Source organism: Paraferrimonas sp. SM1919, assembly GCF_010993985.1.
GTDB lineage: Bacteria > Pseudomonadota > Gammaproteobacteria > Enterobacterales > Shewanellaceae > SM1919.
In genome coordinates, this window is record NZ_WINH01000004.1 from 118,264 (window position 1) to 143,725 (window position 25,462).

A 25,462-nucleotide genomic window follows, 5' to 3' on the forward strand; every position below is an offset into this window, starting at 1 on the left:
TAAATGTGTTATTTCCAGCCTACACTCCAACTGCGACAATCTATGTCGCAATGGTTTGATATTGCAGTTATTTTTAGAGGAAGCAGACACAAGAGTGATTAGTTTAATTAGTAATGTAGGTACAGCTTCTTTTAATGAATGTTATTTTATGGAGTTGGTGATATCAGCTTGCTTTGATTAAAAAGAAGTGATTGTTTTTTGTAAAGTAATCAAAATCAGTTACTGGAAATACGAGTAGGGAGTATGAATTTTGTTCGAATGGTAAGGGAGGTACAAATTGGAATAATAATATTAATCAATACCTTATAATAACAATAACCATGAGAGGTAATACAGGGGGCATTGAAGTGCTAAATTGTTAAGTATATATTCAGGCTTATTATAAAAATAACCATAAATTAAGTTAGTAAATGGATTTATTTAAGCCGTATTTTATTATTGGGCTGATTGCGGTACTACTTAGCCTTACCTCCTGTTCATCCGTTCAAGTACCAGCTTGGATGAATGAATCATCATCTGATTTTGTTATTCTGGGCAAAGGCATCAGTGTAACTGGAGATCGAGAAAGTGCATATGAACAAGCACTTGAAGATATCGCCAAGCAAATAAAAGTTACGGTAAACTCTAAAAGCTTCTCAGCAAATAATATTCAGACTGAAAGTGACAAAATTAGTCGTAACAGTTCTTACAATGACCAAATAAAAACCACTTCAAAAGCTGTTTTAGAAAATGTAGTTGTTAAACAGGAATTAAGTGCCGGCGGTCAGTATTTTATCTTACTGGCCTATGATCGTAGAACGGTAGCTCAGAAAGTAGCCAGTTATGCGCAATGTTTAAAGTCGTCGCGTTTACCACTTCAGCTGATAAATTTACCACTTCAGGAAGGCACTGCCTATGAGAAGTGCCTTTCGGTCAACTTATTCCAAAATAAGCAGCAATTATCGTTAACGGTCGGGTCAAAACACTACCAATTGAGTAAGAGAGATGTTGAGCGTTTATTTAATGTGAACCATCACAGCTCTGACGAATTTAAGCTGGGTTTTAATGTTATTACTCAGCCCAAGCATAGTAAGCGATTGACTACTCAAGACTTTTACAAGCTAGATGTTAGGACTAACTACACTGGTGGTTATATTTACCTATTTAATGTCTATTCAGATAACCGCGTATTTAATTTGATAGAGCATCAACCAGCACAGCAGCTTATTAGTTTCCCTAAAGGTGATTTAGCTCTTCAAAGCACTGTCTTAAATGGTCAACCCACTGACATTGAAACCTTTGTCGCTTTATATTCGCCTTACAAACTTGATACGCACCGTTACCCAAATTGGAAAGATCAAAGCAGCCCGCGTGCTTATCAGTTAGATACCCTTTTAGCCTTAATGGCACAACAAGACGTTCAGTACAGTATTCAAACATTAGAAATTACCCATGAATAAATTAATAAGGAAATTAGGGCTAGTTGTTAGCCTTGGGCTTACTTCCCATGTCGCATTAGCTAAGTTACCCATTGATGCGCAGTCAGCTTTATCAAAACACGATTGGTTTAGTGCCAAAACACTGCTTATGAATGATGCCCAACTTAATGATTCATTAGATCATCAATTACATATCGCTTATAGTGCGCTTTACGATCAAGATATAGCGACCTTCACAGCATATCTAGAGCAGCTAGATGGTGAAGATTTTTCTAGTGAGCAAGTTGCACTTTTTGAACATTTACAAACAGCCTATTTGCTGCAACAGGCTGGCATTATTACTGACTGGTCGGCGCCTTACATTTTGTTTAAAGGCGTAGAAAGGGACACTAAGCGATACTACAGTGAAAAATTGGCTTTAAAAGCGGTAAAGCTGCAATTAGACCAATATATTCAAGGGGAAACCTTTCAAAGTTTTATTGAACCAATTCAACCAACCCTGGTGCGTGGAGAGTTTGAAAAGACTTCTGATTTCAAACAAAGGGTACTGATTGAGGCTGGCAGCTATGCAAAAGCACAGCAATTCTATGAGCGGCAGTTAATTGATGGTAAAAAAAATAACCTTGAAACTAAAAAGCAAAGGTTTGCTTTTGCTAATTTTAAACAAAACTACCTTATTGAGTCAGAGCTCAACAACAAGTTAAAAGCTGGGAGTATTCGTGTAGGTAGCTACGATGCAGACCTAGAGCAATATAAGCTTACATTAACCCACAACCTTAATGGCAAAATAGAACTCGAACACGCGATGGTACCTATCGATATACAAGAGGCAAAAAACAATTCAAAAGCTATTAAGCAGCAACTCAGCCAAGCAAAACCCATTTTTATTAAAAAAATTAAAAATGGTAGCCTAAGCTTCCAATCGATTGCGCTTCTAGATGAAAGAACAAAACAAGTATGGCCTGTAGAATTAACAACAGCATCATCTTCAAAAGCCTTAGATTCGGTCACCCTACCAAATCTAGCATCGATTAGTGAAGAACATAAAGCCTTAACAGAAGCGCAATCACAAGCTTTGAAAATTACTTTGATTCAAACTGCATTAGCTGATGAGGTAAATAAGCTTAGGAAAGAGCTGAAAGGAAAGGCTACTAATGACCGACAGCTGCAACAGGAAATTAGAGAGCTTCAGGCTACCCCAGTTGAGCAGTTTTCTGATGATTTGCCATCACTATTAGCGAAAGCACCTAAAGCACAAACCAAGGAAAATCATTTTGCGGTGATTGTTGGTATTGATGAATACCAAAAGGTACAAGAGGTAATGTATGCCGAAAATTCTGCCAAAATGTTTAACCTTACCATTCAGAAAGTGTTAGGAGTACCTAAAGAAAATATTCATCTGCTAACCGGTAAGCAGGCGACGGCATATTCAATTCAAGCCCGTATTCAATCGATTTTAGAAGATGCCCCTGATAATAGCCGTATCTATTTTTACTTTGCAGGCCATGGGATCCCTAACCAAAAAGATGGGGGAAGCTCGTTTATTCTCCCTTACGAGGGAGAGCCGGGTAATATCCATCACCTTTCGCAAATGAAAGTGGATAATATTTTAACCTCGCTGTCGCAAAACCCATCCATTGAAGTAGTCTCTTTTTTAGACAGTTGCTTTAGTGGTCGTGCCGATAATCAATTTATTTTTAACAAAGGCATCGCAGCGGCACTGGTAAGACGTATGCCATTACAGACCCCAGTAGGTAAATCCATCGTGTTTCAAGCAGGCACAGATACCGAGTTTGCTAACTACTACCCAGAAAAAGGTCATAGACTCTTTAGTTACTTTTTAATTAAGGGGCTACTTTCAGGTAAAACGTCAACAAGTTCATTAATTGACTTTGTAAAACCAAGAGTTAGGCAGAAATCCAAAACCTTGGGGGATATTTATAAGCAGACCCCAAGTGTAGTAGGTAACACTGAAGAATTAGGTGAACTGTAATGAAGCAAGTAGTTGTACCAATGATGCTTGCTTTTAGCGGAGCTTCGCAAGCATCTGAATTTAATTTTAGGCTGGCTGATAACGACAGTCTCATGCGTTCAGACACGTATTTAAAAATTGTCGATACCAAGACTGGGCAGGTTCAATATATTAAACCAGGTTTATACAAACTCAACCCAGGCAGTTATACCACATCACTGTATGTTGCAGAGCTTGATTACAATCAGCCAAGTGATAGCTATCAAATTGTGCGAGATAACTTCACAATATCTAAGGGCCAAAAGATAGTCCGTAATTACCAAGCTCCTTTGTTCAGGCAACCACAGCAAGGTCAATGGACATTGGCATTATTGGGTGGTGGCGCTTTGTTAGGAGATAGTGTTCAGGTACCTAATGTTAAGTACTTGCTGGATATGGAAAACATTGGTCAGTCCAAGCATCCAGAAATGGTAAATTTGGCTGACAGTCCATTTGAATCTGGTTTCTATGCTGGTGGTACTTTATTCAGCAGTTATCGTTTTCAAGGTAGCAGCTGGCATATAGAAGCGGCCGCTTCTTTTAATAATGCTGGTGGGGCACTATCCCACCTTAATGTTGACGCTGGTATGGGGTATAACTGGTTATCAGATAATTGGAGTTACTGGTTAAGTGCCGGTGTACAACAAACGCAAACCAGTATTAGTGGTTTTACTGTTATAACGCCAGAACAGAATTACAGTTTAACAGGCAGTGCATCAGAAATTGGGGGCTATATCAGCTTAGGTTTTACCCCTAAAGATGGGGGAATTATGTCAAGAGTGGTGATTAACCCCGTAAACCAAACCATTGGTGTGCAAATTGGCTGGAACTTTGGCGGCAACACCCAAGGTTATAAATTATCTCAAACAACAAATTATAATTAGAAACAACAAATATTATGAAACAGTATAATTTAGTGTTTTTAACCGCCCTTATCCTCACAGGTTGTGGTGGAAATAGTGAAATATCTATCGATCAGGTGAATACTCCACCTACAGCACAAAGTATGTCGTTGTCAGTTAAAGAAGACCAAAAATTAACGGCTCAGCTACTGGGGGATGACGAAGATAAGTTCGACACCCTTACGTATGCACTAGCTACTCTCCCTGCAAACGGAGATATAGAGTTAAACCAGAATACGGGTGAGTTTAGTTATGTCCCAGCGCCTGATTATAATGGTTCAGATAGTTTTACATATACTGTTAGCGATGGTTTTGCGCGTGATGTAGCGGATGTAAAAATTGATGTGGAGGCTGTAAATGACTCACCAGTTATCGAAGATCAATATTTCAGCTTTTCTAATTATTCGACGTTTAGTGCTCAGCTAATTGCCACCGATATTGATAGTGAAATATTAACTTTTAGCATTAGTGAACAACCACAAGTTGGTGGCGTCGTTATTACTGACGAAGGCCGCTTCACTTATACGCCTGATAGTACAGAAAGTCATACCGCACTTTTTACTGTTGAGGTGAGTGATGGGGAAGATTCCGCCACTGCACAAATTAGTGTTGAATTTATTAAGCCAAGCTCAGAATTAGTCCTTGATGATGTTGAAATTTCGTTATTTGAGCAAGCGTTTCAATTGCAATTTACCGGAGGTAATGGCGGGGAATTACAATTTGAGAGTGATAATAATGCGGTAGCTACAGTAAACGAAAGCGGATGGGTAAGTTTGTCTGAAGTTGGCGTATCAACCATCCGTATTACTGAACTAGCATCACAACATTATGATAGCCAAACTGTTGAGGCAACTCTGACTGTCACACCTATACAGGGGAGTGGTGAGTCAAAACCGTTAGTATTAGTACTTAGCCTTAAAAAATATGGCTCCGAACCATATTCAATCAATTACACCGGCGGTAACGGTGGCAATAAAACGGTTGAAGTATTGGATTCCAATATTGCTGAATTTAATGTTGATTTAAACAAACTAATCATTAAAAACGCGGGTAGTACGGCTATTACCCTTACTGAAGCAGCCTCTAATGGTTTTGATAGCCAAAGCTCAACAGGTTTATTAATTGTGAATCAAGCTGAACTTGGCGATGAGGTTTTTACACCCTTGGTATCTTCGAATATCAACAAATCTTACGGGGAATCTGACTTCAGTATAGCCTATACCGGTGGAAACGGTGGCTTAGTAAGCGTTGTAAGTAATAATGAAGAGGTGATTTCAGTTAATCAAAATACAGGATTAGCAACTATTGCAAATGTTGGTACAGCAAGTGTCACACTAATGGAAGCCGCAACAACTAACTATGCTGCCCATTCTATTACTATCAATATCATTGTTGGGCAGTCCTCAAAAGGTGAAGGTGCCTACCAAGATATTATTCTTAATGATCAAGAGGTGATGTACGGGCAAAACTCATTTGTCTATAACCATACTGGCGGCAACGGCGGTACTTTAAGTTTTGAAAGTAGTGACCCAAGTATTGCATCAATAGACAGTTCTACAGGCATTGTTAATCTGCATAGTGTGGGTGTAACCACAATAACGGTTGAAGAGGCTGCCACTGAACAATTTGAAGGGCAAGATGCACAAGCAGTATTAACCGTGCTAAAAGCAGGTCCACAATCACCAGCCTTTACCGCACTAAGTGCAACTGGGCTCAGTGTTAAATACGGTGCAATGGCACAAAGTTTGACGGTTACTGGTGGTAATGGCGGCGCCATAAGCTATGCCAGTGATAATACTGATGTGGCGACGGTGGATGCCAATGGTTTAGTGACATTTGGTAATGCCGGTGTGGTTACCATAACGGTTACCGAAGCGACGACGGATAACTTCTTAGCACAAGAAGCTGAAGCTACGATTACGGTTGCTCAATTAACGGTGACTGATGATGGCTATACTTCTCTTTCTTTTGCCGATGCCAGTTATGAATACGGTGAAGTATTCACCCCTACAGTAACTGGCGGTAATGGCGGTACCTTAAGTTACAGTAGCTCTAATTCTTCTATAGTGAGCATTAGTGCTGCTGGAGAGCTTGAAGCTGTTGGGGTGGGCGCGGCCAATATTACAGTTACCGAAAAAGGTTCTAATAACTATGCCAGTCAGTCTGTTACAGCAGAGTTGATTATTTCTAAAACAACCATATCAAATGGAAATGTAACTTTAATTTCTGCAGCTGATATAAACGCTAGTTATGGCTCTGAACCTGTGCAAATAGAAGTGCAAGACGGTAATGGTGGGAATCTTAGCTATCAAAGTGCAAATACAAATATTGCTACGGTTGATAATAACGGACTTGTAACTATCCATAATGCTGGCAATACCCAAATTACCATTACTGAAGCAGAAACCGATTTTGTTGCAGAAAACTATACTATGGCTCAAATAAATGTTAACAAAGCCCAAAGCGGGGATACAATTTATAACGACCTATCATCGGTTAATGCCCTTAAACGCTTAAATCAAGATGCATTTTATGCATATTTTGAGGGTGGAAATGGCGGTGATTTACGCTACTCAAGCAGTGATGAAGATATTGCTTATATTTCAAACGAAGGGCTTATCTCTATACTAGCGCTAGGTGAAACAGAAATTACCATTACAGAATTGGAATCCACAAATTTTGCTGGGCAAGCAACTACTTTTACATTAACGATTGTTAATCCCATTGCTGTGTTTGATTCACTTGAGGTACACGGCTATGAAACTAATTTTGATGACGCCAAGTTTATTGAAGAAGAGTCTTCCGGTGAATTTGGTATAGCAGTATTTGAATAATAAGAAACCACTATGAAAAAAATGAAACTTTTAGCAGTAGGGCTTGTATTTACTTCATCGGTGAGTGCATTGACCGAACAACAAGAATTGAAAGTATTTCAGCCTGGGGATGCAATTAAGTCTAGTGATATGAATGGCAATTTTAATTATTTCAATGATAAATTGAGTAACATAGAAAGTAAGGCTTTATCAATTATTAAACTTGATTATATTGAGCCAGAACCAAATGAATCAGAAGTTCGTGAGGGTAATAGTACCTGTTATGTATTAGATGATAAATCGCCAACAGGAATGACAGCTATCGATTTTGATTTTCAATATCAATATGCCTACCCTGAGAACCAAGGAGCATTCACACTGTATCGTACACCTGAAAGTGCGACAATTGTTAGTACAACAAATTATGGATTTGAGCTCATAAATACCCCTACCGGGTCGTTAAAAGGTTTTTTAGTAAACAACCTTGAATCTGCTAAAACTCAAGAAGCGACTGATAATTATAGAGTGTACTTCCAAGTGTCTAGTGAATATCCTAGCTGCCATTTAAAATTTATACATTATCATGGCTGGGATGGTCACTTACTTAAATCAGTAAAATACTTGATACAAAGAACTAAGATTCTAAATTTAACATCTTATCCTTATGAATAGTTATTTAAGAGAGTGTCTAAATTTGAAGTATTATCCATTATTTTTGCTTATTTTTTCATGTGAAAACGTCTTGGCAAATGAGATAAAAGTATTTGAGTCAGGACAAGCAATTAAAGCCGCTGATATGAATGCCAATTTTATGGCACTAAAGTCAGAAATAGAAATGCTTAAGCAGCAACTAAATGAAAGCACTAAAGATGTGTTTAATTATCAGATCTGGACGACTGAAACTATTTTAGAGTCAGGTTATTATTACTATATAACAGATATCATTCCAGGTAGATCCGGCAGTGTAAGCACTACCCCTAATTTAGAAATAAGTGGTATGTCAACAATTTTATTTCCTGAATCAGGAGTCGCGACTTATTCTGCGTCGCAGTATGTTTCATATGGTAGCGTTCATTTTAACACGCCACTAAAGTTAAGTTCAGAAAATACGTTAAGAATGACAACAAATGGGCATTCAGCGAATATCATTGGATATCGAATTAAAAGTGAACCATTGTAATTCCAACTATTCACAAAATATAAATATTATTAAAAGGCATTAAAAATGAAAAAAATCATCGCCGCTTCGGCAGTATCAATGGCACTACTTTCAGGTTGTTCATCAACACCTAAAGACATTGCTTGCAATTATTATGGTGACGCGAATCTCGCAGCACCAGAGTGGATTTGTAACCCAAATCAGAATATGGAAACCTATGTTCGTCAGGCTGTGGGGTTTAGTGCTAACGATGAAGCAGGCGTAGCACATCAAAAAAACTTAGCTATGCTTCAAGCGCAAAAAGATTTAGGCGATCAGGTTAAAGCGGAAATTATCAGTCAAATCAAAAGCAAAACTGGCACTATGGGAGTCGACGGTAAACTAGGTGGAACAGCTGCAACACAAGCGGAGCTAAATACCGTTTCTAATGTTACCCTAGAAGGTGTACGCGTTCTGCGCTCAGCAAAAGGCCCTGATGGCTATTTTTATGTGCATGTAGGCTTGCCAAGACAAGCTATCGCTCAAAATGTTGAGAAAGTCGTTAAAGCTGCTAATTCACAATCCAGCATTGATGCTAACCAAAAACTAGCAGAACAAATTGCAGCAGCAATGGCTAATTAAGAGGTTAAAATGGTTAAGCAGCATAGATTAATTCGAACATTGGTGTGTTTAGGTTGCTTAACCTTATCTTCATCTGGAATAGCCGAAAATTCAATGTTGGCTGAATTTGAGAAAAGTAAAGCGGCGATCTTTAAAGACTTTAATGAATATAAACGGCAATACGCAGAACAATATCAACAAGCGATTAATGGCTTATCTGATACATGGTTAGAACCAGTATTAACCAGTCAAAAAAGCTGGGTACAATACTCTGCAGATAAACGTATGCGCACCATAGTTGATTTTGAACATCAAACTCTAGTGATAGAGGCTATCCAGCAAAAAGGTTTTGATCCCAAGTCCGTTAAAAAACAAGTTTATCAGGAGCTTAACAAGCTGACACTGCAAACAACAATACAATCGTTATTGAAAGATCCTGTTCTGGGTATTCAGGCTAAGGGCTCTAAGGACAAGTACTTATTTAAAAAGATGTTAGCTGACTTCCCTGTTTCAAAGGTAGCTAAGTCTTTATTAATCCAAGTCAATAATTATCCTGATAACCAACACTTGATTACTTTTACCGGTGTCATACCTAAAGCTTACTTTGAAAAACAAGCCTCTATATATCAGTCTGAAATTAAGACTTATTCAGATAAATGGAGTGTTAACCCAAGATTAGTCCATGCCATTATTCAAACCGAAAGCTCTTTTAACCCTCTTGCACAATCACATATTCCTGCTTATGGCTTAATGCAGATTGTTCCAAGCTCTGCTGGGCGTGATGTCACTAAGTTTCTATACGGCAAAGAAAAAGTACTAAGCTCAACAGAACTTTTCAATGCAGAAAAAAATATCAATTATGGTTGTGCTTACTTGCACCTTTTAATGAATCGATATTTGAAAGATGTTAATAACCCTGATGTTAAGGAGTTGCTTGCGATTGCTGCCTATAACGGTGGGGTAGGTTCTGTTGCTAAGCATTTCTCAGGTACTAAATCTTTATCTGCACTGGCAAGCTCAGTTAATGCCTTAACCGCAGAGCAAGTTTACACATCACTAAGTCAATCGTTCCCTTATGCTGAAACCAGAAACTATGTAAAAAAGGTTGTTTCTAGAAAGGCTTAAATCTCGCCATAGACAATCTATGTCGCAATGGTTTGATATTGCTGGGAAACTTTTTGGCTTAGTTTGAAGAAGTAGTCTCTAAGTTTTGTGGGGGCTAACACTTCAACAGTAGGGGCGTTTTCCCACAGAAAAGCTCTGAACTTAGTAGAGTCTTGCACGGTTGCAGTTACTTTGTAGCGACCACAAGTTTGTAATTCTGCGGTTTGATCTTCACTTAGTTTGGCATTCCTTAGTAAAAAATTAGCCGAAGGATGAACATTTAATTCCACTTTAATGATGGGGGAGCGGGGTTCGCTGCCAGCTTTGGCAATATCGAAATCATCACGCTCGATAATCGCCGTATCAAGCAAACGTATATCTCTTAATTGATCCATTGATTGTAAATAGCGTTTAGAGTTGGAGTTGCCCACAGTAAACGCCAAAAATGCCACACCATTAGAAATCTTAATACCCTCAGGGTTAATGGGGTTATACTCCAACCAATAGGGTTTACCCTTGATGATTCTTTGAATTTTGCAGGCAAGCTGGCGCTTCTCCAAAATAGCATCCTGCACGGTTTCAAAGTGATCATTATCTGGTTTGTCATAAATTAATGGGAACGGTTCAGGCAACTGTGCCACCCGGCAAGCCCAATATAGCCATGGATTATCAGGATCATTCGCTAATACTTGATCTGCCCGTTCAAAATAGGGCGTAAGCTGCTTAATGCTCGCTGGAGGCAATAATTGTTTAGCACTGTGCTTGAGAGTATGAAAAGCCAACGCCATATGTTGATCCATTAAGGTAAGGTTTAACCCCCGCCAACAAGCTGCAATCGACCAACCAAACGGCTTGCATCTGTCATCAATCACTAAGCCAAACAGGCCAAGTTCATAAATCCCTTTTAATTCACGCTGAACGGTTCGCAACCCCACTTTAAAACCACGCTCTTTAAGCTTGTCATGTAAAAAGTTGGCTGTGACTTTTTTGGGGTGGCGAGGGATATGTTCCAGCATGGCCACCTGGCGCTGAATATTTGCTTGCATTAGTGATCTCCATTTCAATGTTTTTAGAGTATCACTAAGCTGCGACAAAATCTGTCGCACTATTGCCTTTTGGATAATTCAATTTCGATGACTTATCTCTAAATGAAAAGAGCTACTGCAATATTGATTACTATAAGTGCTGTCAAACCATGGAGCAGTTTAACATTAAGCGCTTGATTTTCTGACTGTTGCTTTTTTAAAAGCTGAAGCTCTTTGGCTAGCTCTTCATTTTCTTTATCAGCTTTTTTTAATTGCCTTATAATAGTGCTTAGAGGAGGGATAACATCATTGTTAAGTGTGTGCTTGACGCCCCTAATTTTCTTATCAAGTAAGTCCGAGTTGGAGTTGAGAGACTGCTCTAAATCAAGGTTTTTGTTTACAAGTAAATGAAGTGGCTCTTGAATTGTGATGTATTGATCAAGAGCTTTAGCCATATTATCTGCCGAAATATTTAATTTACTTTTGGTATTTTGTACAGAATTGATAACCTCTTTAAGTTCTATTATGGCTTCTTCTGAGTGGTTATATAAGCTCATTTAATTCCTCGACTTTATCTTTTATACCAGTATTTAATTTTTTTATGAGTTTGGTGGTTAGTTTGTCATTATCAAGTCCCTTAGCATAGGCATCGAGAACATATGAAGACTCAATATTAGAGAGGATTTTTGCCTCTACTTTTTGCCAAGTTTCATCGGGAGTAAGGTTGGCTAATTGATGTATAAACTTCGAAAAATTAACAGTTTTAGCCCTTACTTTGTAATAAAAATCGAGCTTTTGGAGCAAACTATCTGCTGATGTATCTTTATTAATCTGCAGAGTAAGTAACTCAAAGATTATCTCAAGCCCAATCGTTTCAGGGTATGATTCAATGTACCTTCTCAAAGGGAATAGCTTTGATTTTAATTCAGGTTCAGATAGCTCGAGAATGTTAGAGTTACCACTAGATAAATACTTTATAATTGAATTGGAACTGCTCTTTGATTCGACAACTTCAGATAAGGATTCGCTTGTTACATCTAAAGTAAAATATGACTCAAGATTTTTTCTAAATAGGTTTGGTGAACTCTTATCATAATTATCACAGGCCAACATGAGAGTTTTCAATGACTCAATACGGCTACGAACCCTAGTATCTAAGTGATAGTTGATGACTATCTCAGATAACTTCAAAAGTAATGTTAACCATTTAGGGTTGTCAGGTGTAATATCTAATTGCTCAGTATCTAAGCCAATACCATTTTGATTTTTATCTGAATGTGTCAGTTTTCGTACAATACTTTCATAATATCCTACTTTCTTAATAGCAAAATCAACTAAGTAAATACCTTTTCGGAAGTCTTCAATAGTCCAGTCAATAATTATTCCAATTTGTTTCAACCTATATAGTGCAAGCTGTGTTACAGCAGGTGTCGCGTTGCATTCATAAGCACTGATTTCGCAGGAACCTTCTTTGCTTAGAAGTTTATTGAGAATTTTTCTTATAGTATCTGGGGTTGAGTAATTATCATTAATACTATTCTTAAGAAAGAATTGATGGCTCCCTAAATCTCCTTCATTTGTTAGCTTCAATTCAGAAAAGTCTTTAAAATTCTTAAAGTTAAAGAATCTATCTGCAGCTTCTTTGCTTGGACCTTTATATAGGACATAACAATTAGCAGGTTTGTTGTCTCTGCCAGCTCTTCCTGCTTCTTGGTATAAAGACTCTATTGACTGGGGGAGTCCACAATGAATAGTTGTGTAAACATTTCTTTTGTTTACTCCCATACCGAAGGCTTTTGTTGCCACTAATAGTGAAAACTTATTCAACTTAAAGTGAGTTTGGACTTTAGCCTTCTCAATTTCAAAGTCATCACTTGTGTGATTCTTAGGCTTGGAGCCTGTAAAGAAAGCAACACTAGGGTGATTATTTTTAATGTTTTGGTAAAGAGGATATGCACCGGAACGACCATTCACAGTGGAAGTGAAAATAATTCCGGCTTTATCAGTATTTATTTTTCCAGACCGCGACAAGTTTCGAACTAAAGACTGAGTCTCTTCATGCGGATTACATTCTACTACTTCAAAATTTAAGTTTTCTCTTTCATACTTAACTAGTGTTTTAACATTATCATTATTAATTTCAAATTCATTCTGAATATCATCTAAGACTTTTTTTGATGCGGTCGCAGTTAAGCACAGCTTTCTAACACCTGTACAAATTTTACCTAATACAGAAGGTAGTGTTAAGTAAGAAGTTCTGAAATCATGCCCCCACTCAGACATGCAGTGAACCTCATCGATAACAATTAAAGATACAAGCTTTTTAATGTTTAAGGAGTGTATGGTTTCTCTAAATTCAGATATTTGAAGCCTTTCTGGACTTATGAATAAGAATCTTGTTTTACCAGAACCAACTCTAGAAAGGATTTCTAGCTTTTCAGCTACAGAAGTATCAGAGTCAATATTTGCACATCGGTGGAAGCCAATTTGATGGAGTTCGTTTACTTGGTCACGCATAAGTGACTTTATTGGGCATACAACTAAAATTAAACCTGAAGTTAAAAGCCCTGGGAGCTGATAGCAAAGAGACTTCCCACCACCAGTAGGTAGTAGGCCAATTGTATCATTCTCTTGAAGGGTATTTTCAATAATATCTATTTGGCCACTATTGAAGTCTTCATAACCAAAAATTTCATACAGTAAGCGCTTTAAGTTTAAGTTTAAATACTTTAATGAAGGTCCTTCGCTATGGTTAGCTACTTGAAAGTAATCCTTTCCGGTAGTGTTAGCTAGTTTAGCATCTGGGAAGTAGTCAAAATGATCGGTACGACAATAGATTTCATTAACTTCACAAGTTTTTTCGTCCCACCTCTCTGATACAGATATATCAATTTTATAATCGGGCTTATCGCTATTTAACTCTATGGTAGGAAGTTTTTCACTCTTATTAATTAGTAAAATCCAATTGAACAAATCGTCTATAGCAAGTTTTATGTAATCAAGGCTGATCTCACTTTTGAAGTACAATCTCCAGCAGTTATCACTTAGATTTAGCATTCTACGGCCGATCATCTCAATGATAATTGATTGAGCTCTGTAAATTGTTGAATATATGAGATTTTCTTTATTGGAATTGGATTTTAATAATAGCTGATAATTGGATACTATGTCGACTTTAGATATGTATTCTCTGATTGATGCCCCAAAGGCATCAATTTTACTGCTATCAATTAAGTCAAATGTTGTGATTCGAAAGCTTGTTACACCATGTGATTTAAGGAATTCATTACGACTCAGATCTTTTTTCTGAGCTACAGCTGATTGATGTTGTGAACCATCAATTTCGATCACTAAGTTTGCCAATGGCAGAAAAAAGTCAACTCTTTCTTCTGCAAACTTTTCAGATGTAGGAAGCTCTACAATATCTGTAATTAGTGTCTCTGGACGAAAAAGGGAGTGAAGATAACGGTAACAGCCTAATAGCTCTGGGAGTTGTTCTTCGAAGAAGTATAGTGCTGGATTGACGCCGTTACCACTGCCTAAAATTGTGTGCGTCCAGACAGGAGAGGTAGCATAGTTAATATGTGTACTAGCTTTGTTTGACCAATTGACGCTGAGCTTCTCAAGGTTAGACTTCAGATAACGAGATGGGGAAGATGGGCTCCCTCTAAAGTGAATGTTATAGAGTGTTGATGCTATAACTGAGAATTGAGGTTTATCAGGTGATAAACCTCTAATTAGGAAGTTATAATGGCTTCTAACATAGTTTCCAGTATGAAAAACATCCATATCATTCAATCTCATATTGGTTGCGTGAGCTACCGAACCCTTTTTGAACCTAACTTATTAGATACAAAGAATATAGGATCTAGATCTAAATGAAAGGTGTAATAATGCCGAGTGGCGCTAATCTCTGATTTTTAGATAACTACTAAACTAATGGCGGTAAGAAATGATTAGCGATAAAGTCAAAAGCCATGGTTCTAATTTTTTGATATATATTAATTATTACTCCGACTGTGATTGGGCACAAGGATAAAGGTGTGCAGCAACACATTTGAGTATGGGGTAACTGTAACGTTCGTTTAGCGCTTCAAAAACAGGCTTTAAGCGTAACTCGGTTGAAAAGTTAGCGGCTACTAGATGCTGATTAATTTCAGTAATCTCATCATTGTTTATATCATAAACTGATTGTAGATTGAGCAACCGGTGCCAAATTAAAAGAGCACAGTGCTCTTGTATGGTGGATAAACTCAACTTTCTTTCTTTGGCTATATTTTCGACTGCAAGCCCCTTTTTTAATAGTTCGAGAGTCTCTAAATTCGTTTGTTTTAACGTGTTTTTTTCTTTGGTTTGGTCTTCACGAAATTTCAATACAACATTGATTAGCTCTTGCCCATATTTCTCAATACGAGATTGACCAAGGCCTCTAATGTTGTATAGCTTCTCTAAGCTTGTGGGTTTGACTTCGGCAATTTCAGTCAGAGTACTATTGTGGCAAATAATATATGCTGGAACTTCTCCGTCTTTAGCAATTTGGGCACGGCACTTTTTTAGTTCCTCAAATAGTTTTTCAGCATCCGGTGTTTTAGTTGATGAAGCTTCGTTGATAGGAGTTTTTACCGGTGTTTTTCCAACTTTATTTAATTGTAATTGGCGTTTACCTTGTAGAACTTCCCGGCATGCTGGAGTTAATCTTAATGTTTTGTACTCCCCTTGTAACTCAAGTAACCCTTTTGCAATCAACTGCCTAAATATACTTCGCCATTGTTTTTTTGTTATTTCTTTGCCAACCCCGTGTGTAGGTAACATGTGATGATCATTTTGCTTAATTCTCTCATTCATATTCCCCACAAGAATATCAATTAAGTAAGCCGTGCCAAAACGTTGCTGGGTTCTATATGCTACTGAAATAGCCATTTGCGCAGGGATAGTACCATCGAATTGCTCAGGAGGATTGAGGCAATTATCGCAATTGCCACATGGTTGATCCAACTTTTCATCGAAGTAGCTCAATAAGCTTATTCTCCTGCAATCACTTGATTCACATAAATCAATCAAAGCATTAAGTTTTTGATTTCCTATCTGTTTAAAGTCAGAAGAGCCTTCAGAATCTTCAAGCATATGTTTATGCTGTACTAAGTCTTGGAGTTTATATGACATCCATGCATTAGCAGGTTGGCCATCGCGTCCCGCACGTCCCGTTTCTTGATAGTATGCCTCTATGCTTTTAGGTAAGTTCATATGGGCTACAAATCGAACATCAGGTTTGTCAATTCCCATACCAAAAGCAATAGTTGCTACAATAATGATCCCATCTTCCCTCAAAAATCGTTGTTGATTTTTTGCGCGTATATCTTTATTTAAACCACCATGGTAAGCCAAAGCTGTTCGCCCTTTTTGTTCCAACCAAAGAGCTGTTTCCTCAACCGACTTCTTTGATAAACAGTAAACCACACCGGCATCTGTCGGATGATTTGATTGAATAAAACCCCATAAGGCCTCTTTGGTGGCAGATTCAACGATATGGTAACGGATATTGGATCTATCAAAACTATGTAAAAACTCAATAGCATTTGGAATTTTTAATTTTTGTTTAATTTCAAACTTAGTTTGCTGATCAGCAGTAGCAGTAAGTGCCAATAAAGGAACATTGTTGAAATGATCCTTAAGTATTGATAATTGTTGGTAAACGGGCCTAAAATCATGACCCCATTGACTGATACAGTGTGCTTCATCAATTGCGAAAAGAGCTACCTCTATGCTTTTCAAAAGTATGATGGTTTGAGGCATAAGCAACCGTTCAGGAGCGATATATAATAGCTTAATATGTCCAGATTTTAAGTTATGTTCAATCTCCTGCTGTTCTCTATAGCTTTGTGTAGAGTTTAAAAAGACAGCATTTATACCCAGTTGATGTAACGTGTCCACTTGATCTTGCATAAGAGCAATTAACGGTGATACGACTACACCTAAACCGTTTCGGATTAAAGCTGGTAGTTGGTAGCAAAGTGATTTGCCACCACCTGTCGGCATTATAGTTACAGTGTCTTCACCTGCGATTACAGCCTCAATTATTGCTTGTTGTTGTCCCCTAAATTGGTCATAACCGTAAACTTTTTTCAATACTTCAAGTACATGAGACATTCAATCAACTTCCTGAATTCAATTTCTTAAAAGGCCTGTAAAGCATTAAGCTCAAATCATTATTCATTTTTATTTATAGGCTTAGTGTTGTGACAGTTGGTTAATGTTACAAATTTATCAAATTGTAATGATAGTTGCTCATCTTTCTCAACATAATGGCGTTGCTTGAAATGTGAATCTGTCTTTTCTGTAATTTGAGTAGCTAATAGCTTTACCTCAGAAATATGCTTCATACCTTCAGTGATAAAAGCCTCAAAATTTAGGTGAATCTTACTCCATTGAAAGCTAAAGACAGCTTGTCTTTCCTGCTTCAGGTTAATAGGTGCAACGCAGTTGTTCTCAAACATAATTAAACAAGTTAAGTTTGGTGTTGCCAGATAGTTGCAAAGCACCTGAATAATCTGTTTCATCTTGTTATCGACTAACTTACTTTGAGCTTGCTTTAATAGAGGGTGAGGACAAATGAACTGTGCGGTGTCTATTAGCTCTTTGAAGCAAATGGTTTTGCCTTCTGTAGCTGCTTCACTAAGCACCTGGAAGCAGGGGATAGCATATATGATTTCCGCCTGTGTAATTGAGTCTAGCTTCATATTCATTCCTTGAATCAGCTGTTCTAAAAACGCTTATAACATTACTTCGTAAGCTTGTGAAAATATAAAATAGCTTGGCAGTAATTTATAGTGCTTTCACTTGAAAATAATTAAATTTAATTAATTTAAAGAACCGAAAAAAAGTAGAATATTTAGATCCACTACGGAATTTAATATGAGTATGCCATTTAATGGTGAACCCAAAAATATCAATGAAAGTAAATGATTATGCCTCGTAAAAAATTAACCACCGGCCAAAAGCTTCTGAGTAAATGGGCAACTAAGAAACGCCGTAAATAATCACCATAAAAGTGAAAGTGTTAATTCCGGCCAATAAAATTTTTGTTAATAAGTTGTTGTTTTTATTGACTGGGTAATTTTGAGGACTATTGTTCCTTGCTGTTGCTTGTTAGGAACAATAGTTTATTGTCAGCGATTAGTATTAAGGATGTACCATGAGAAAAGTTAACCAGCAGATTGTTTATTCGCCGTCTGATCTATCTTCATTTCACCTTTCAACCTTTTCATCATTTATGGATCGAGTTTGGCTTGAAAACAAAGAACTTGCTCAGCAATGGGGAGCAGAAAAATCTGAAGATCCTTATTTAAGTATGCTGGGTGAACAGGGTAATGAGCACGAAGAAGCCATCCTTAAACAATTGATTGCGACTCACGGTGCTGAGCAGGTTGCTCAAATTAGCATGAAGGATGAAAAATCCCTTGAGAAAACTCTAGCAGCGATGCAATCAGGCGTGAAAGTAGTTTTTCAGGCGAATCTAATGCGTGATGATTTCGCGGGTTACTCTGACTTTCTATTACGTGTTGAGAAACCCTCAAAACTTGGTGATTACAGTTATGAAGTGTGGGATGCAAAACTCAGTCAGGTTGCACGTACAGAGCATGTACTGCAAGTCTGTGCTTATAGCTGGATGCTAGAGCCAATTCTAGGTCATGTGCCTGAGTATGTTGGTTTCTACCTAGGCCGTGGCAAAACCAAACAACTAAGAACAGCTGAATATTACGCATACTTCCAATCCATCAAGGCAGATTTCTCGGACTACCAAGCTCAGTTGCAGGTTAATGAGGAGCATCGCCCAGCCGTTCATTCTCAAAAAGGCTTTGGTAACTGGCAAGATTTTGCTGACCTATTAATTGAAGCGCAAGATTCTTTACGTCAGATAGCAGGCATACGTGTAACTCAAGTTAATAAGCTGATGGCCCAGGGGATCACTACCTTAACGGACTTGGCCAATACAAAGGTAACTAGTATCAAAGGTATTGGTACAGAAACCTTCACTAAGCTTAAAAAGCAAGCTTTTGCGCAGTATCAAAGTAAACAAAACGGCGGTGGATTCCCTTACTTTGAGTATTTACCAGAAGCACAAGGGAAGGGCTTTCAAATATTGCCTAGCCATCACGATGCGGATGTTTTCTTTGATATTGAAGGTAACCCTTTAGTCGAAGGGGGGCTTGAATATCTATGGGGCGCAACCCTACACAATAACCAAATGAATGCAGATGAACCACAAGGTAAGCAATATCCGTTTGTTGATTGGTGGGCGCATGATGCAGCTCAAGAGAAAGTGCTTATTGAAGCATTTGTCGATTGGGTTTATGACCGCTGGCAAGCTAACCCTGGTATGCATGTGTACCATTACGCGAGCTATGAAATCACCGCTTTAAAGAAATTGACGGGCCGTTATAACACGCGCATTGATAAGTTAGATGACTTATTGCGTGCAAACGTATTTATTGACTTATACCGAGTGGTCACTCAAGCACTGATTGTTGGGACTAAAAATTACTCTATCAAAAGTGTAGAGGCGCTTTATGGTTTCAAACATGAGGGCGAGGTAGCCAATGGTGCTCAGTCAGTCATTGATTACGAAAAGTGGCGACGTGATGTGATCTTTACTCAGGGTGCTGACACCATGCCAGAGGGCTGGCAAGGCTCAAAAATACTCAATGAGATCCGTGATTACAACATTGATGACTGTGAATCTACTTTGATGCTGGTGGAGTGGTTACGCGTAGAGCAAGAAAAATCGGGGATCAGCTTTAAACAGCCAGTAAAAGACGACAAAGAGCTGTCTGAACAAGCACTTAAAAAGAAAGAGAAAGAAGATGCGCGCAAAGATCGCCAACAAGCGGTCAAAGCCAAGTATGAAGCGAACGAAAGCTATAAAAACGATGTGGTCGCGACGAACTTAGTGAATTTACTTGAATTTCATCTTCGTGAAGATAAACCGATGTGGTGGGAATACTTTGATCTGAAAGCTTCTAGCCAGCAGGAACTAGAAGAGTCAGATAAAGCGATTGCCAGTGCGCAAGTGATGGATAAACACTTTGACGGGGAGTCGTTAACCCTGCAACTTAGCTTTGATCCTGAACAAGCATATCGTAAAGATAAACTATCGAGCATTGAGTTGTTACCGCTAGAGCTTCAAAGCACCAAGGTCAACGTGTTAGAAGAGCCAGGTCAACTTGAATGCAGTTTCAAAGTTGAGGGTGCAGTTGATGTGCCTGAAATTGTCGATTTGATTGCGGTTCCAAAGAAATTGCCGCACGAGACCATTCAAGAACGCATTTTAGAAATTGCCGAAGGCTACTTCGATGACGGCACCATTTCTAAAATTGCTGAGCAAATGTTGCTTGCTGACAAGCCTGTATTCAATGAAGAAAACTGTCTGCCTGTCATACGAGCAGAGAATGACGACGGTTCAAAATTTATTGAGAGCGTGGTTAAGGCAGTGAGCAATCTTAACGGTAGCGTGCTGTCTATTCAGGGGCCACCAGGCACAGGTAAAACTTACACTGCTAATAAGGTGATCACCCAGTTAATTGCTAGTGGTAAACGAGTGGGGATCATGTCTAACTCTCATGCTGCAATTATGAACCTACAAAAGAAGGTTGTGGAGTCCAATCCAGAGTTAACCCATGCAAAATTGGGGGGATTTGGTAGCAACATGGCTCAGTACAATGAGAAGTATCCAGAACTGGCTCAATTAGGGAACTTAGTATACCGACCGAGTAGCGGCTTTACTAAATCACAACCTTATGAGTCGTTTGCCACGGTAGGGGCGACGGTCTATGCCTTTGCGAAAACTGCACTCCAAGAAGCACCGTTGGATTACTTGTTTGTCGACGAGGCGAGTCAAGTCGCTTTGGCAAATCTATTGGCAGTATCTGAAGCGGCTGAGAACATAGTATTAATGGGCGACCAAATGCAGCTTGAACAGCCTATACAAGGCAGCCACCCAGGTGTTGCCGGTTGCTCAGCGTTAGAACATTTGTTAAACGGCCATAAGGTAATCGATCCGCTTCAAGGTGTATTTTTGAGTAAAACTTATCGTATGCACCAAGATATTTGTCAGCCAATTTCAGACCTTGTTTATGAAGGAAAGTTAGGTTCAGCTGAATCGACCAAAACCCAACAAGTGTTGTTAGCTTCAGGTTCTAGCTTGACTAAAGCTAGCGGTATTGAATATGTGCCTGTGAAGCATGAAAACAATGTGCACAGTAGTGAAGAAGAAGTTAAGGCCATCCAAGTATTGATTGCTGATTTATTACAATCGGAAATGGTGGATGAGCATGGCCAAAAACGACCAATGACCATTGATGACATTCTGATAGTTGCGCCGTACAATTTGCAGGTGCAATTGCTGAAGCAGCAATTAGGCGAAAGTTATCGCATTGGCACCATAGATAAATTCCAAGGGCAGGAAGCCCAAGTGGTGATTGTTTCAATGGCATCAAGTGCCGCTGAAGAGTCAGCCCGCGGCATTGATTTCTTATTCAATATCAATCGCCTGAATGTAGCGGTGAGTCGCGCCAAGGCGTTAGCGCTCATTGTTGCTAGCCCACAATTATTAAAAACCAAAGCCAGCAATGTAGAGCAGACACAAAAAGTCGCTGGGTATTTGGGTTTGGTTAAACATTAAAGAGAAGTAGATATGGAAATTCAACAAGCTGCAGAGCATTTATATCGCCACTTGGCGAAACCAAGTGAGAATTTTAAAGGGTCGGAAATTTCGAGTTTTTTTACTCTTTTACTAGAGAAGCTAGTTGATCGAGAACAAAATCAGCTTACAAAAGTGGTTCCTAAAAGAGGGGAGAAGGCAGATGGTGGTAATGGATCGCGATTATTGAATTTCGGTAAACTTTCTTTTAATGCATCTGGTGCCGGCCATTTCACTAAAGGAGTATGCCATTATGAAAAGGATGCTGTGAGAGGCACAATAAAAATAAAGAAAGGGCAAAGAAATTTGTTCCATTTTGTTATAGGCAACGGAAATTTCCTTGGGCAAGGGGAAAAGTCAAAGTGTTGCTTCGACCAGCCTGCTCCGAGTGAATTTAAGAGTATAGAAAGTCCGGTGGTTATTGATGAAAATAAATTCGCAGTAATAGTTGATGAATTCATGCTTCCATTTCCTAGAAGTAGAACATTTACTCGATTGGATGCAAATGGAAATCAGCTTACCGAAAGACTATATGCATTAAGAAGTGTAGAAATTACTTCAGATGAAACGATTGAAGAAACGGTAAATGACATAGTTGAAGCACTGTTAACAGCTAACCCAGAGCCGAATTATAAAAAGGAATTTCAAGGAGCCCCAAATATGAATACACAAATACCAGAACTAAACACAATCCTTATGGGGCCTCCTGGCACAGGTAAAACCTACAATACAGTTAATACTGCGATTGCTGCTATCGAGCACAGAACGGTTGAAGAGGCTGAGGATCGTGCTGAGTTAAAAAGTAATTTTGAGTGGTACCAAGAAAACGGCCAAATTGAATTTGTAACCTTTCACCAAAACTACAGCTATGAAGACTTTGTTGAGGGCATTAAGCCAAAATTAGATGCGGCAGAGCTTTCATATAAAAGAGAGGACGGCGTATTTAAGCGTATCTGTAAAGAAGCATCAAAAGAAGGGAATAAAGATAAAAACTATGTACTCATCATCGATGAAATCAACCGTGGCAACATTGTTAAAATCTTTGGTGAGTTAATTACGTTAATTGAAGAAAGCAAGCGTAAAGGTAAAGACGAAGAGTTAACCGTCACGTTGCCATACTCTAAAACACCGTTCACTGTGCCAGCTAACCTTTACATTTTGGGAACGATGAACACATCAGATAAATCGATTGAAGGGATTGATCTTGCGTTACGTCGTCGTTTCCAATTTGAAGAAATGATGCCAAGGCCTGATCTATTAAGTAACGACTTCCATGGTGTCGACCTAGAAAAGTTACTTATAACCATCAACCAACGTATCGAGTACTTTATTGGTCGTGAGTACCAAATTGGCCACGCTTACTTTATTGAGGTCAATAGCGAAGAGGCCTTAAAGAAGGTGATGGTGAATAAAGTCGTGCCATTGCTACAAGAATACTTCCATGATGATTGGGCCAAGATAAACCTAGTTTTGGGTGGACAAATCGTTACTGCAGGCACAGTTTTAAGTTCAAGTATTTTTAATACCACACCTGAAAACCCGAACTTGATCAGTCAAAACACACAGTCTTGGACAGTAGCATCGATTGATGAGTTCGATCTAGACAACATTATTGCTATTTACGAGGCCTAATATGGCCTCTAAAACCTTAACCGTTTTTGAGCATCAAACAATCAGAGTGAGTGAAGACCGAACCGCCTTCACTCAGGCTGATTATGATGCCTTGATTAACATAGACACTCAGGTGCCCAACGGCATGTTGATGCGTGAAGGTACCAGTGATATTCGCTTTAAGCAGTTCGTAGGAAATATTTTCTTAGAAAATGGCACCACTATTGAAATCTTACCTAAGGTCAATCGAAATGCGAGTCAAGATAGTCAATGCTGTCGAGCATCGCTAATTTACATGCTCGAGCACGCCCTAAGTTTGGATATTACTTCTATTGGCAATGGCCCAGACCAATTACACCGCTCTAGCTTGCAAGAGTGTTTGATTAATCACTTTACCCAGCTTTTGCAGGCCCAGTTAGATAAAACAGTAATACGCAGTTACCAGGGTAAGCAAGAAAACCTAAACACCATTCGTGGCCGAATTAACTTCACTCAAAATCTAAACCAAAACATTGCTAACCGCGCAAAGTTTGTCTGTGATTTTGATGAGTTAACCGTAGATAATCCCCACAATCAGCAAATCAAAGCCCTATTAGGTGTGCTGGTTAACCGTGTGACGAATCAACAGTTACAGCAGCAAATGATTCAGTTACGGGGGCTATTTGCTGGGGTGAAAAAGGTGGTGGCCAGTTCTCAAGTCATAACCAAGCTGCCTTATAACCGCCGCAATGGTAGCTTTGCTCCCATAATGAAATTAGGCGCTATGTTGTTAGATGGCTATGCGCCAGGTTTGTCTGATGGCAAGCACACTGCACCGGCAATGTTATTTGATATGAATAAACTGTTTGAGCAGTTTATCGCTGCACAAATTCGCCTAGTGGTTGCCAAAGAACCTAGCCTAAGACAGTTACAGGTAAATACCCAAGATCAGTCTAAAAGTTTGGCAGTAAATGCCTTTGGTTTACAGCCAGATATAGTCATTAAATCAAATGAAAGCACCATAGTGCTGGATACCAAGTGGAAAGACTTAAGCAGTCATGATGTATCCCAAGCGGATGCATACCAAATGTATGCTTACGCCAGTCGCTATGGTGCCAAATACAATGGTCTTATTTACCCTGAAACCATGCAAGTGAATCAGCGCAGCTTCCAACTGTATATGGATCATAGCAACCAAAGTGATACCACGCTGGATGTAATTCAGCTGCCAGTACAACTCAACACTCAAGAAGAACGCAATAGGCTGCAGGAGCAAATCCTACAGCTGCTGCATAGGGCAACTGAAGCAGTTTAGTTAGCACATTAAACTTACTTACAAACTAAAAGGAATTAAGGATGAAATACCCATTAGAAATATTCGAGCGTCATCTTTTTATTACCATTAATGAAAACAAATGGCTTATTGATACTGGTTCCCCTCAAACATTCAGCGATGAGGCATCAATCGAAATTGCAGGTAAAACCTTTCCAACGGTATCTTCCTTAGCCGGTTTTGATGCTCAGCAACTGCGTGACTTTTTAAAGATCGACTGCTTGGGCTTAATTGGCGGGGATGTGCTAAATAGCTTTAATCTGATCCTTCATGTTAAAGGGGGCTATGCAGAGTTTACTGAGGCACCGGTTACCCTTGACGGTCAAGAGCTTAAGATGACCAGTATGATGGGAGTGCCAATGATTAACGCTATGATTAATGACACTAGCGTAAAAGCGGTATTTGATACTGGTGCACAGTATGGTTATTGCTGCTCTGCAGAATTGGTAGAGCAAGGTGAGTTTGTACAAGCGTTCACTGACTTCAACCCAATCATTGGTGAGTTCGATGCCATGTTATATAAATCGGCTATCTGCTTGGGTGAGATAGAGTATCCCGAAACCATGGGTACATTGCCTGAAATGGCTTCGGGTGCGCTAAGCGCCTTTGGCATTGAAGCGATTATCGGTATTGAAGTGCTGTACCAACACAAAATGGCCTACCTACCAAAATTAGGTAAAATCATTATCCAGCCAAATAAATAAGCATAAGTAAGCGGCCCCCGCCGCTTATACTCTCGCTACTCGCTACTCGCTACTCGCTACTCGCTACTCGCTACTCGCTACTCGCTACTCGCTACGCGCCACTCACC

At 38.9% G+C, this 25,462-nt stretch carries 17 protein-coding genes; 12 read left to right on the forward strand and 5 right to left on the reverse strand.

Annotation, left to right across the window (positions count from 1 at the left end; all coding sequences use genetic code 11):
* Positions 1–410 precede the first annotated feature (410 nt).
* Genes GFB48_RS03715 through GFB48_RS03750 form a run of 8 tightly spaced genes read left to right on the forward strand, consistent with a single transcriptional unit; the run spans position 411 to position 10,028 of the window.
* Positions 411–1,439, forward strand: coding sequence for an LPP20 family lipoprotein (locus GFB48_RS03715; protein WP_163931295.1), 1,029 nt, complete (start codon positions 411–413; stop codon positions 1,437–1,439).
* Positions 1,432–3,411, forward strand: coding sequence for a caspase family protein (locus GFB48_RS03720; RefSeq protein ID WP_163931298.1), 1,980 nt, complete (start codon positions 1,432–1,434; stop codon positions 3,409–3,411). The genes GFB48_RS03715 and GFB48_RS03720 overlap by 8 nt, the downstream gene beginning before the upstream one ends.
* Positions 3,411–4,313 carry a hypothetical protein gene (locus tag GFB48_RS03725; RefSeq protein ID WP_163931301.1) on the forward strand — a complete coding sequence of 301 codons (903 nt, stop codon included), beginning with the start codon at positions 3,411–3,413 and terminating at the stop codon, positions 4,311–4,313. Before GFB48_RS03720 ends, GFB48_RS03725 begins: the two co-directional genes overlap by 1 nt.
* Before the next feature lie 14 nt (positions 4,314–4,327).
* A complete protein-coding gene (locus GFB48_RS03730; protein WP_163931304.1) occupies positions 4,328–7,165 on the forward strand; it encodes an Ig-like domain-containing protein in 2,838 nt (945 codons plus the stop codon).
* Positions 7,166–7,177: 12 nt separating this feature from the next.
* Positions 7,178–7,816 (forward strand): hypothetical protein, encoded by a 639-nt coding sequence (locus tag GFB48_RS03735; RefSeq protein ID WP_163931307.1) that lies wholly within the window; start codon positions 7,178–7,180, stop codon positions 7,814–7,816.
* A gap of 22 nt (positions 7,817–7,838) precedes the next feature.
* On the forward strand, positions 7,839–8,324 hold the full coding sequence (locus GFB48_RS03740; RefSeq protein ID WP_163931310.1) for a hypothetical protein: 486 nt from the start codon (positions 7,839–7,841) through the stop codon (positions 8,322–8,324).
* Between the two features lie 45 nt (positions 8,325–8,369).
* Positions 8,370–8,924 (forward strand): LPP20 family lipoprotein, encoded by a 555-nt coding sequence (locus tag GFB48_RS03745; RefSeq protein ID WP_163931313.1) that lies wholly within the window; start codon positions 8,370–8,372, stop codon positions 8,922–8,924.
* A gap of 9 nt (positions 8,925–8,933) precedes the next feature.
* A complete protein-coding gene (locus tag GFB48_RS03750) occupies positions 8,934–10,028 on the forward strand; it encodes a transglycosylase SLT domain-containing protein (RefSeq protein WP_163931316.1) in 1,095 nt (364 codons plus the stop codon).
* A gap of 17 nt (positions 10,029–10,045) precedes the next feature.
* On the opposite strand, the gene GFB48_RS03755 is transcribed toward GFB48_RS03750, so the two are convergent.
* The 5 genes from GFB48_RS03755 to GFB48_RS03775 form a co-directional block, all read right to left on the reverse strand.
* Complete coding sequence (locus tag GFB48_RS03755) at positions 10,046–11,053, reverse strand: YafY family protein (RefSeq protein ID WP_163931319.1); 1,008 nt, start codon at positions 11,051–11,053, stop codon at positions 10,046–10,048.
* Between the two features lie 98 nt (positions 11,054–11,151).
* Positions 11,152–11,589, reverse strand: a complete 438-nt coding sequence (locus tag GFB48_RS03760; protein WP_163931322.1) for a hypothetical protein — start codon at positions 11,587–11,589, stop codon at positions 11,152–11,154.
* Complete coding sequence (locus GFB48_RS03765; protein WP_163931325.1) at positions 11,576–14,836, reverse strand: RecQ family ATP-dependent DNA helicase; 3,261 nt, start codon at positions 14,834–14,836, stop codon at positions 11,576–11,578. Before GFB48_RS03765 ends, GFB48_RS03760 begins: the two co-directional genes overlap by 14 nt.
* Before the next feature lie 204 nt (positions 14,837–15,040).
* Positions 15,041–17,179, reverse strand: coding sequence for a DNA helicase RecQ (gene recQ, locus GFB48_RS03770; protein WP_163931328.1), 2,139 nt, complete (start codon positions 17,177–17,179; stop codon positions 15,041–15,043).
* A 59-nt stretch (positions 17,180–17,238) separates the two neighbouring features.
* A complete protein-coding gene (locus tag GFB48_RS03775) occupies positions 17,239–17,769 on the reverse strand; it encodes a hypothetical protein (RefSeq protein WP_163931332.1) in 531 nt (176 codons plus the stop codon).
* 455 nt (positions 17,770–18,224) lie between these two features.
* Here GFB48_RS03775 and GFB48_RS03780 point away from each other — a divergent pair, with 455 nt between their 5' ends.
* The 4 genes from GFB48_RS03780 to GFB48_RS03795 are packed head-to-tail and all read left to right on the forward strand — an operon-like array spanning position 18,225 to position 25,355.
* A complete protein-coding gene (locus GFB48_RS03780; protein ID WP_163931335.1) occupies positions 18,225–21,710 on the forward strand; it encodes a TM0106 family RecB-like putative nuclease in 3,486 nt (1,161 codons plus the stop codon).
* A 12-nt stretch (positions 21,711–21,722) separates the two neighbouring features.
* Positions 21,723–23,360, forward strand: a complete 1,638-nt coding sequence (locus GFB48_RS03785; RefSeq protein ID WP_163931338.1) for an McrB family protein — start codon at positions 21,723–21,725, stop codon at positions 23,358–23,360.
* A 1-nt stretch (position 23,361) separates the two neighbouring features.
* A complete protein-coding gene (locus GFB48_RS03790; RefSeq protein WP_163931341.1) occupies positions 23,362–24,633 on the forward strand; it encodes an McrC family protein in 1,272 nt (423 codons plus the stop codon).
* 41 nt (positions 24,634–24,674) lie between these two features.
* A complete protein-coding gene (locus GFB48_RS03795; protein ID WP_163931344.1) occupies positions 24,675–25,355 on the forward strand; it encodes a hypothetical protein in 681 nt (226 codons plus the stop codon).
* Positions 25,356–25,462 lie beyond the last annotated feature (107 nt).

Coding starts and splice junctions, on each gene's coding strand:
- GFB48_RS03715 (WP_163931295.1), top strand. CDS start 411: ATGGATTTATTTAAGCCGTATTTTATTATTGGGCTGATTGCGGTACTA.
- GFB48_RS03720 (WP_163931298.1), top strand. CDS start 1,432: ATGAATAAATTAATAAGGAAATTAGGGCTAGTTGTTAGCCTTGGGCTT.
- GFB48_RS03725 (WP_163931301.1), top strand. CDS start 3,411: ATGAAGCAAGTAGTTGTACCAATGATGCTTGCTTTTAGCGGAGCTTCG.
- GFB48_RS03730 (WP_163931304.1), top strand. CDS start 4,328: ATGAAACAGTATAATTTAGTGTTTTTAACCGCCCTTATCCTCACAGGT.
- GFB48_RS03735 (WP_163931307.1), top strand. CDS start 7,178: ATGAAAAAAATGAAACTTTTAGCAGTAGGGCTTGTATTTACTTCATCG.
- GFB48_RS03745 (WP_163931313.1), top strand. CDS start 8,370: ATGAAAAAAATCATCGCCGCTTCGGCAGTATCAATGGCACTACTTTCA.
- GFB48_RS03750 (WP_163931316.1), top strand. CDS start 8,934: ATGGTTAAGCAGCATAGATTAATTCGAACATTGGTGTGTTTAGGTTGC.
- GFB48_RS03755 (WP_163931319.1), bottom strand. CDS start 11,053: ATGCAAGCAAATATTCAGCGCCAGGTGGCCATGCTGGAACATATCCCT.
- GFB48_RS03760 (WP_163931322.1), bottom strand. CDS start 11,589: ATGAGCTTATATAACCACTCAGAAGAAGCCATAATAGAACTTAAAGAG.
- GFB48_RS03765 (WP_163931325.1), bottom strand. CDS start 14,836: ATGAGATTGAATGATATGGATGTTTTTCATACTGGAAACTATGTTAGA.
- recQ (WP_163931328.1), bottom strand. CDS start 17,179: ATGTCTCATGTACTTGAAGTATTGAAAAAAGTTTACGGTTATGACCAA.
- GFB48_RS03775 (WP_163931332.1), bottom strand. CDS start 17,769: ATGAAGCTAGACTCAATTACACAGGCGGAAATCATATATGCTATCCCC.
- GFB48_RS03780 (WP_163931335.1), top strand. CDS start 18,225: ATGAGAAAAGTTAACCAGCAGATTGTTTATTCGCCGTCTGATCTATCT.
- GFB48_RS03785 (WP_163931338.1), top strand. CDS start 21,723: ATGGAAATTCAACAAGCTGCAGAGCATTTATATCGCCACTTGGCGAAA.
- GFB48_RS03790 (WP_163931341.1), top strand. CDS start 23,362: ATGGCCTCTAAAACCTTAACCGTTTTTGAGCATCAAACAATCAGAGTG.
- GFB48_RS03795 (WP_163931344.1), top strand. CDS start 24,675: ATGAAATACCCATTAGAAATATTCGAGCGTCATCTTTTTATTACCATT.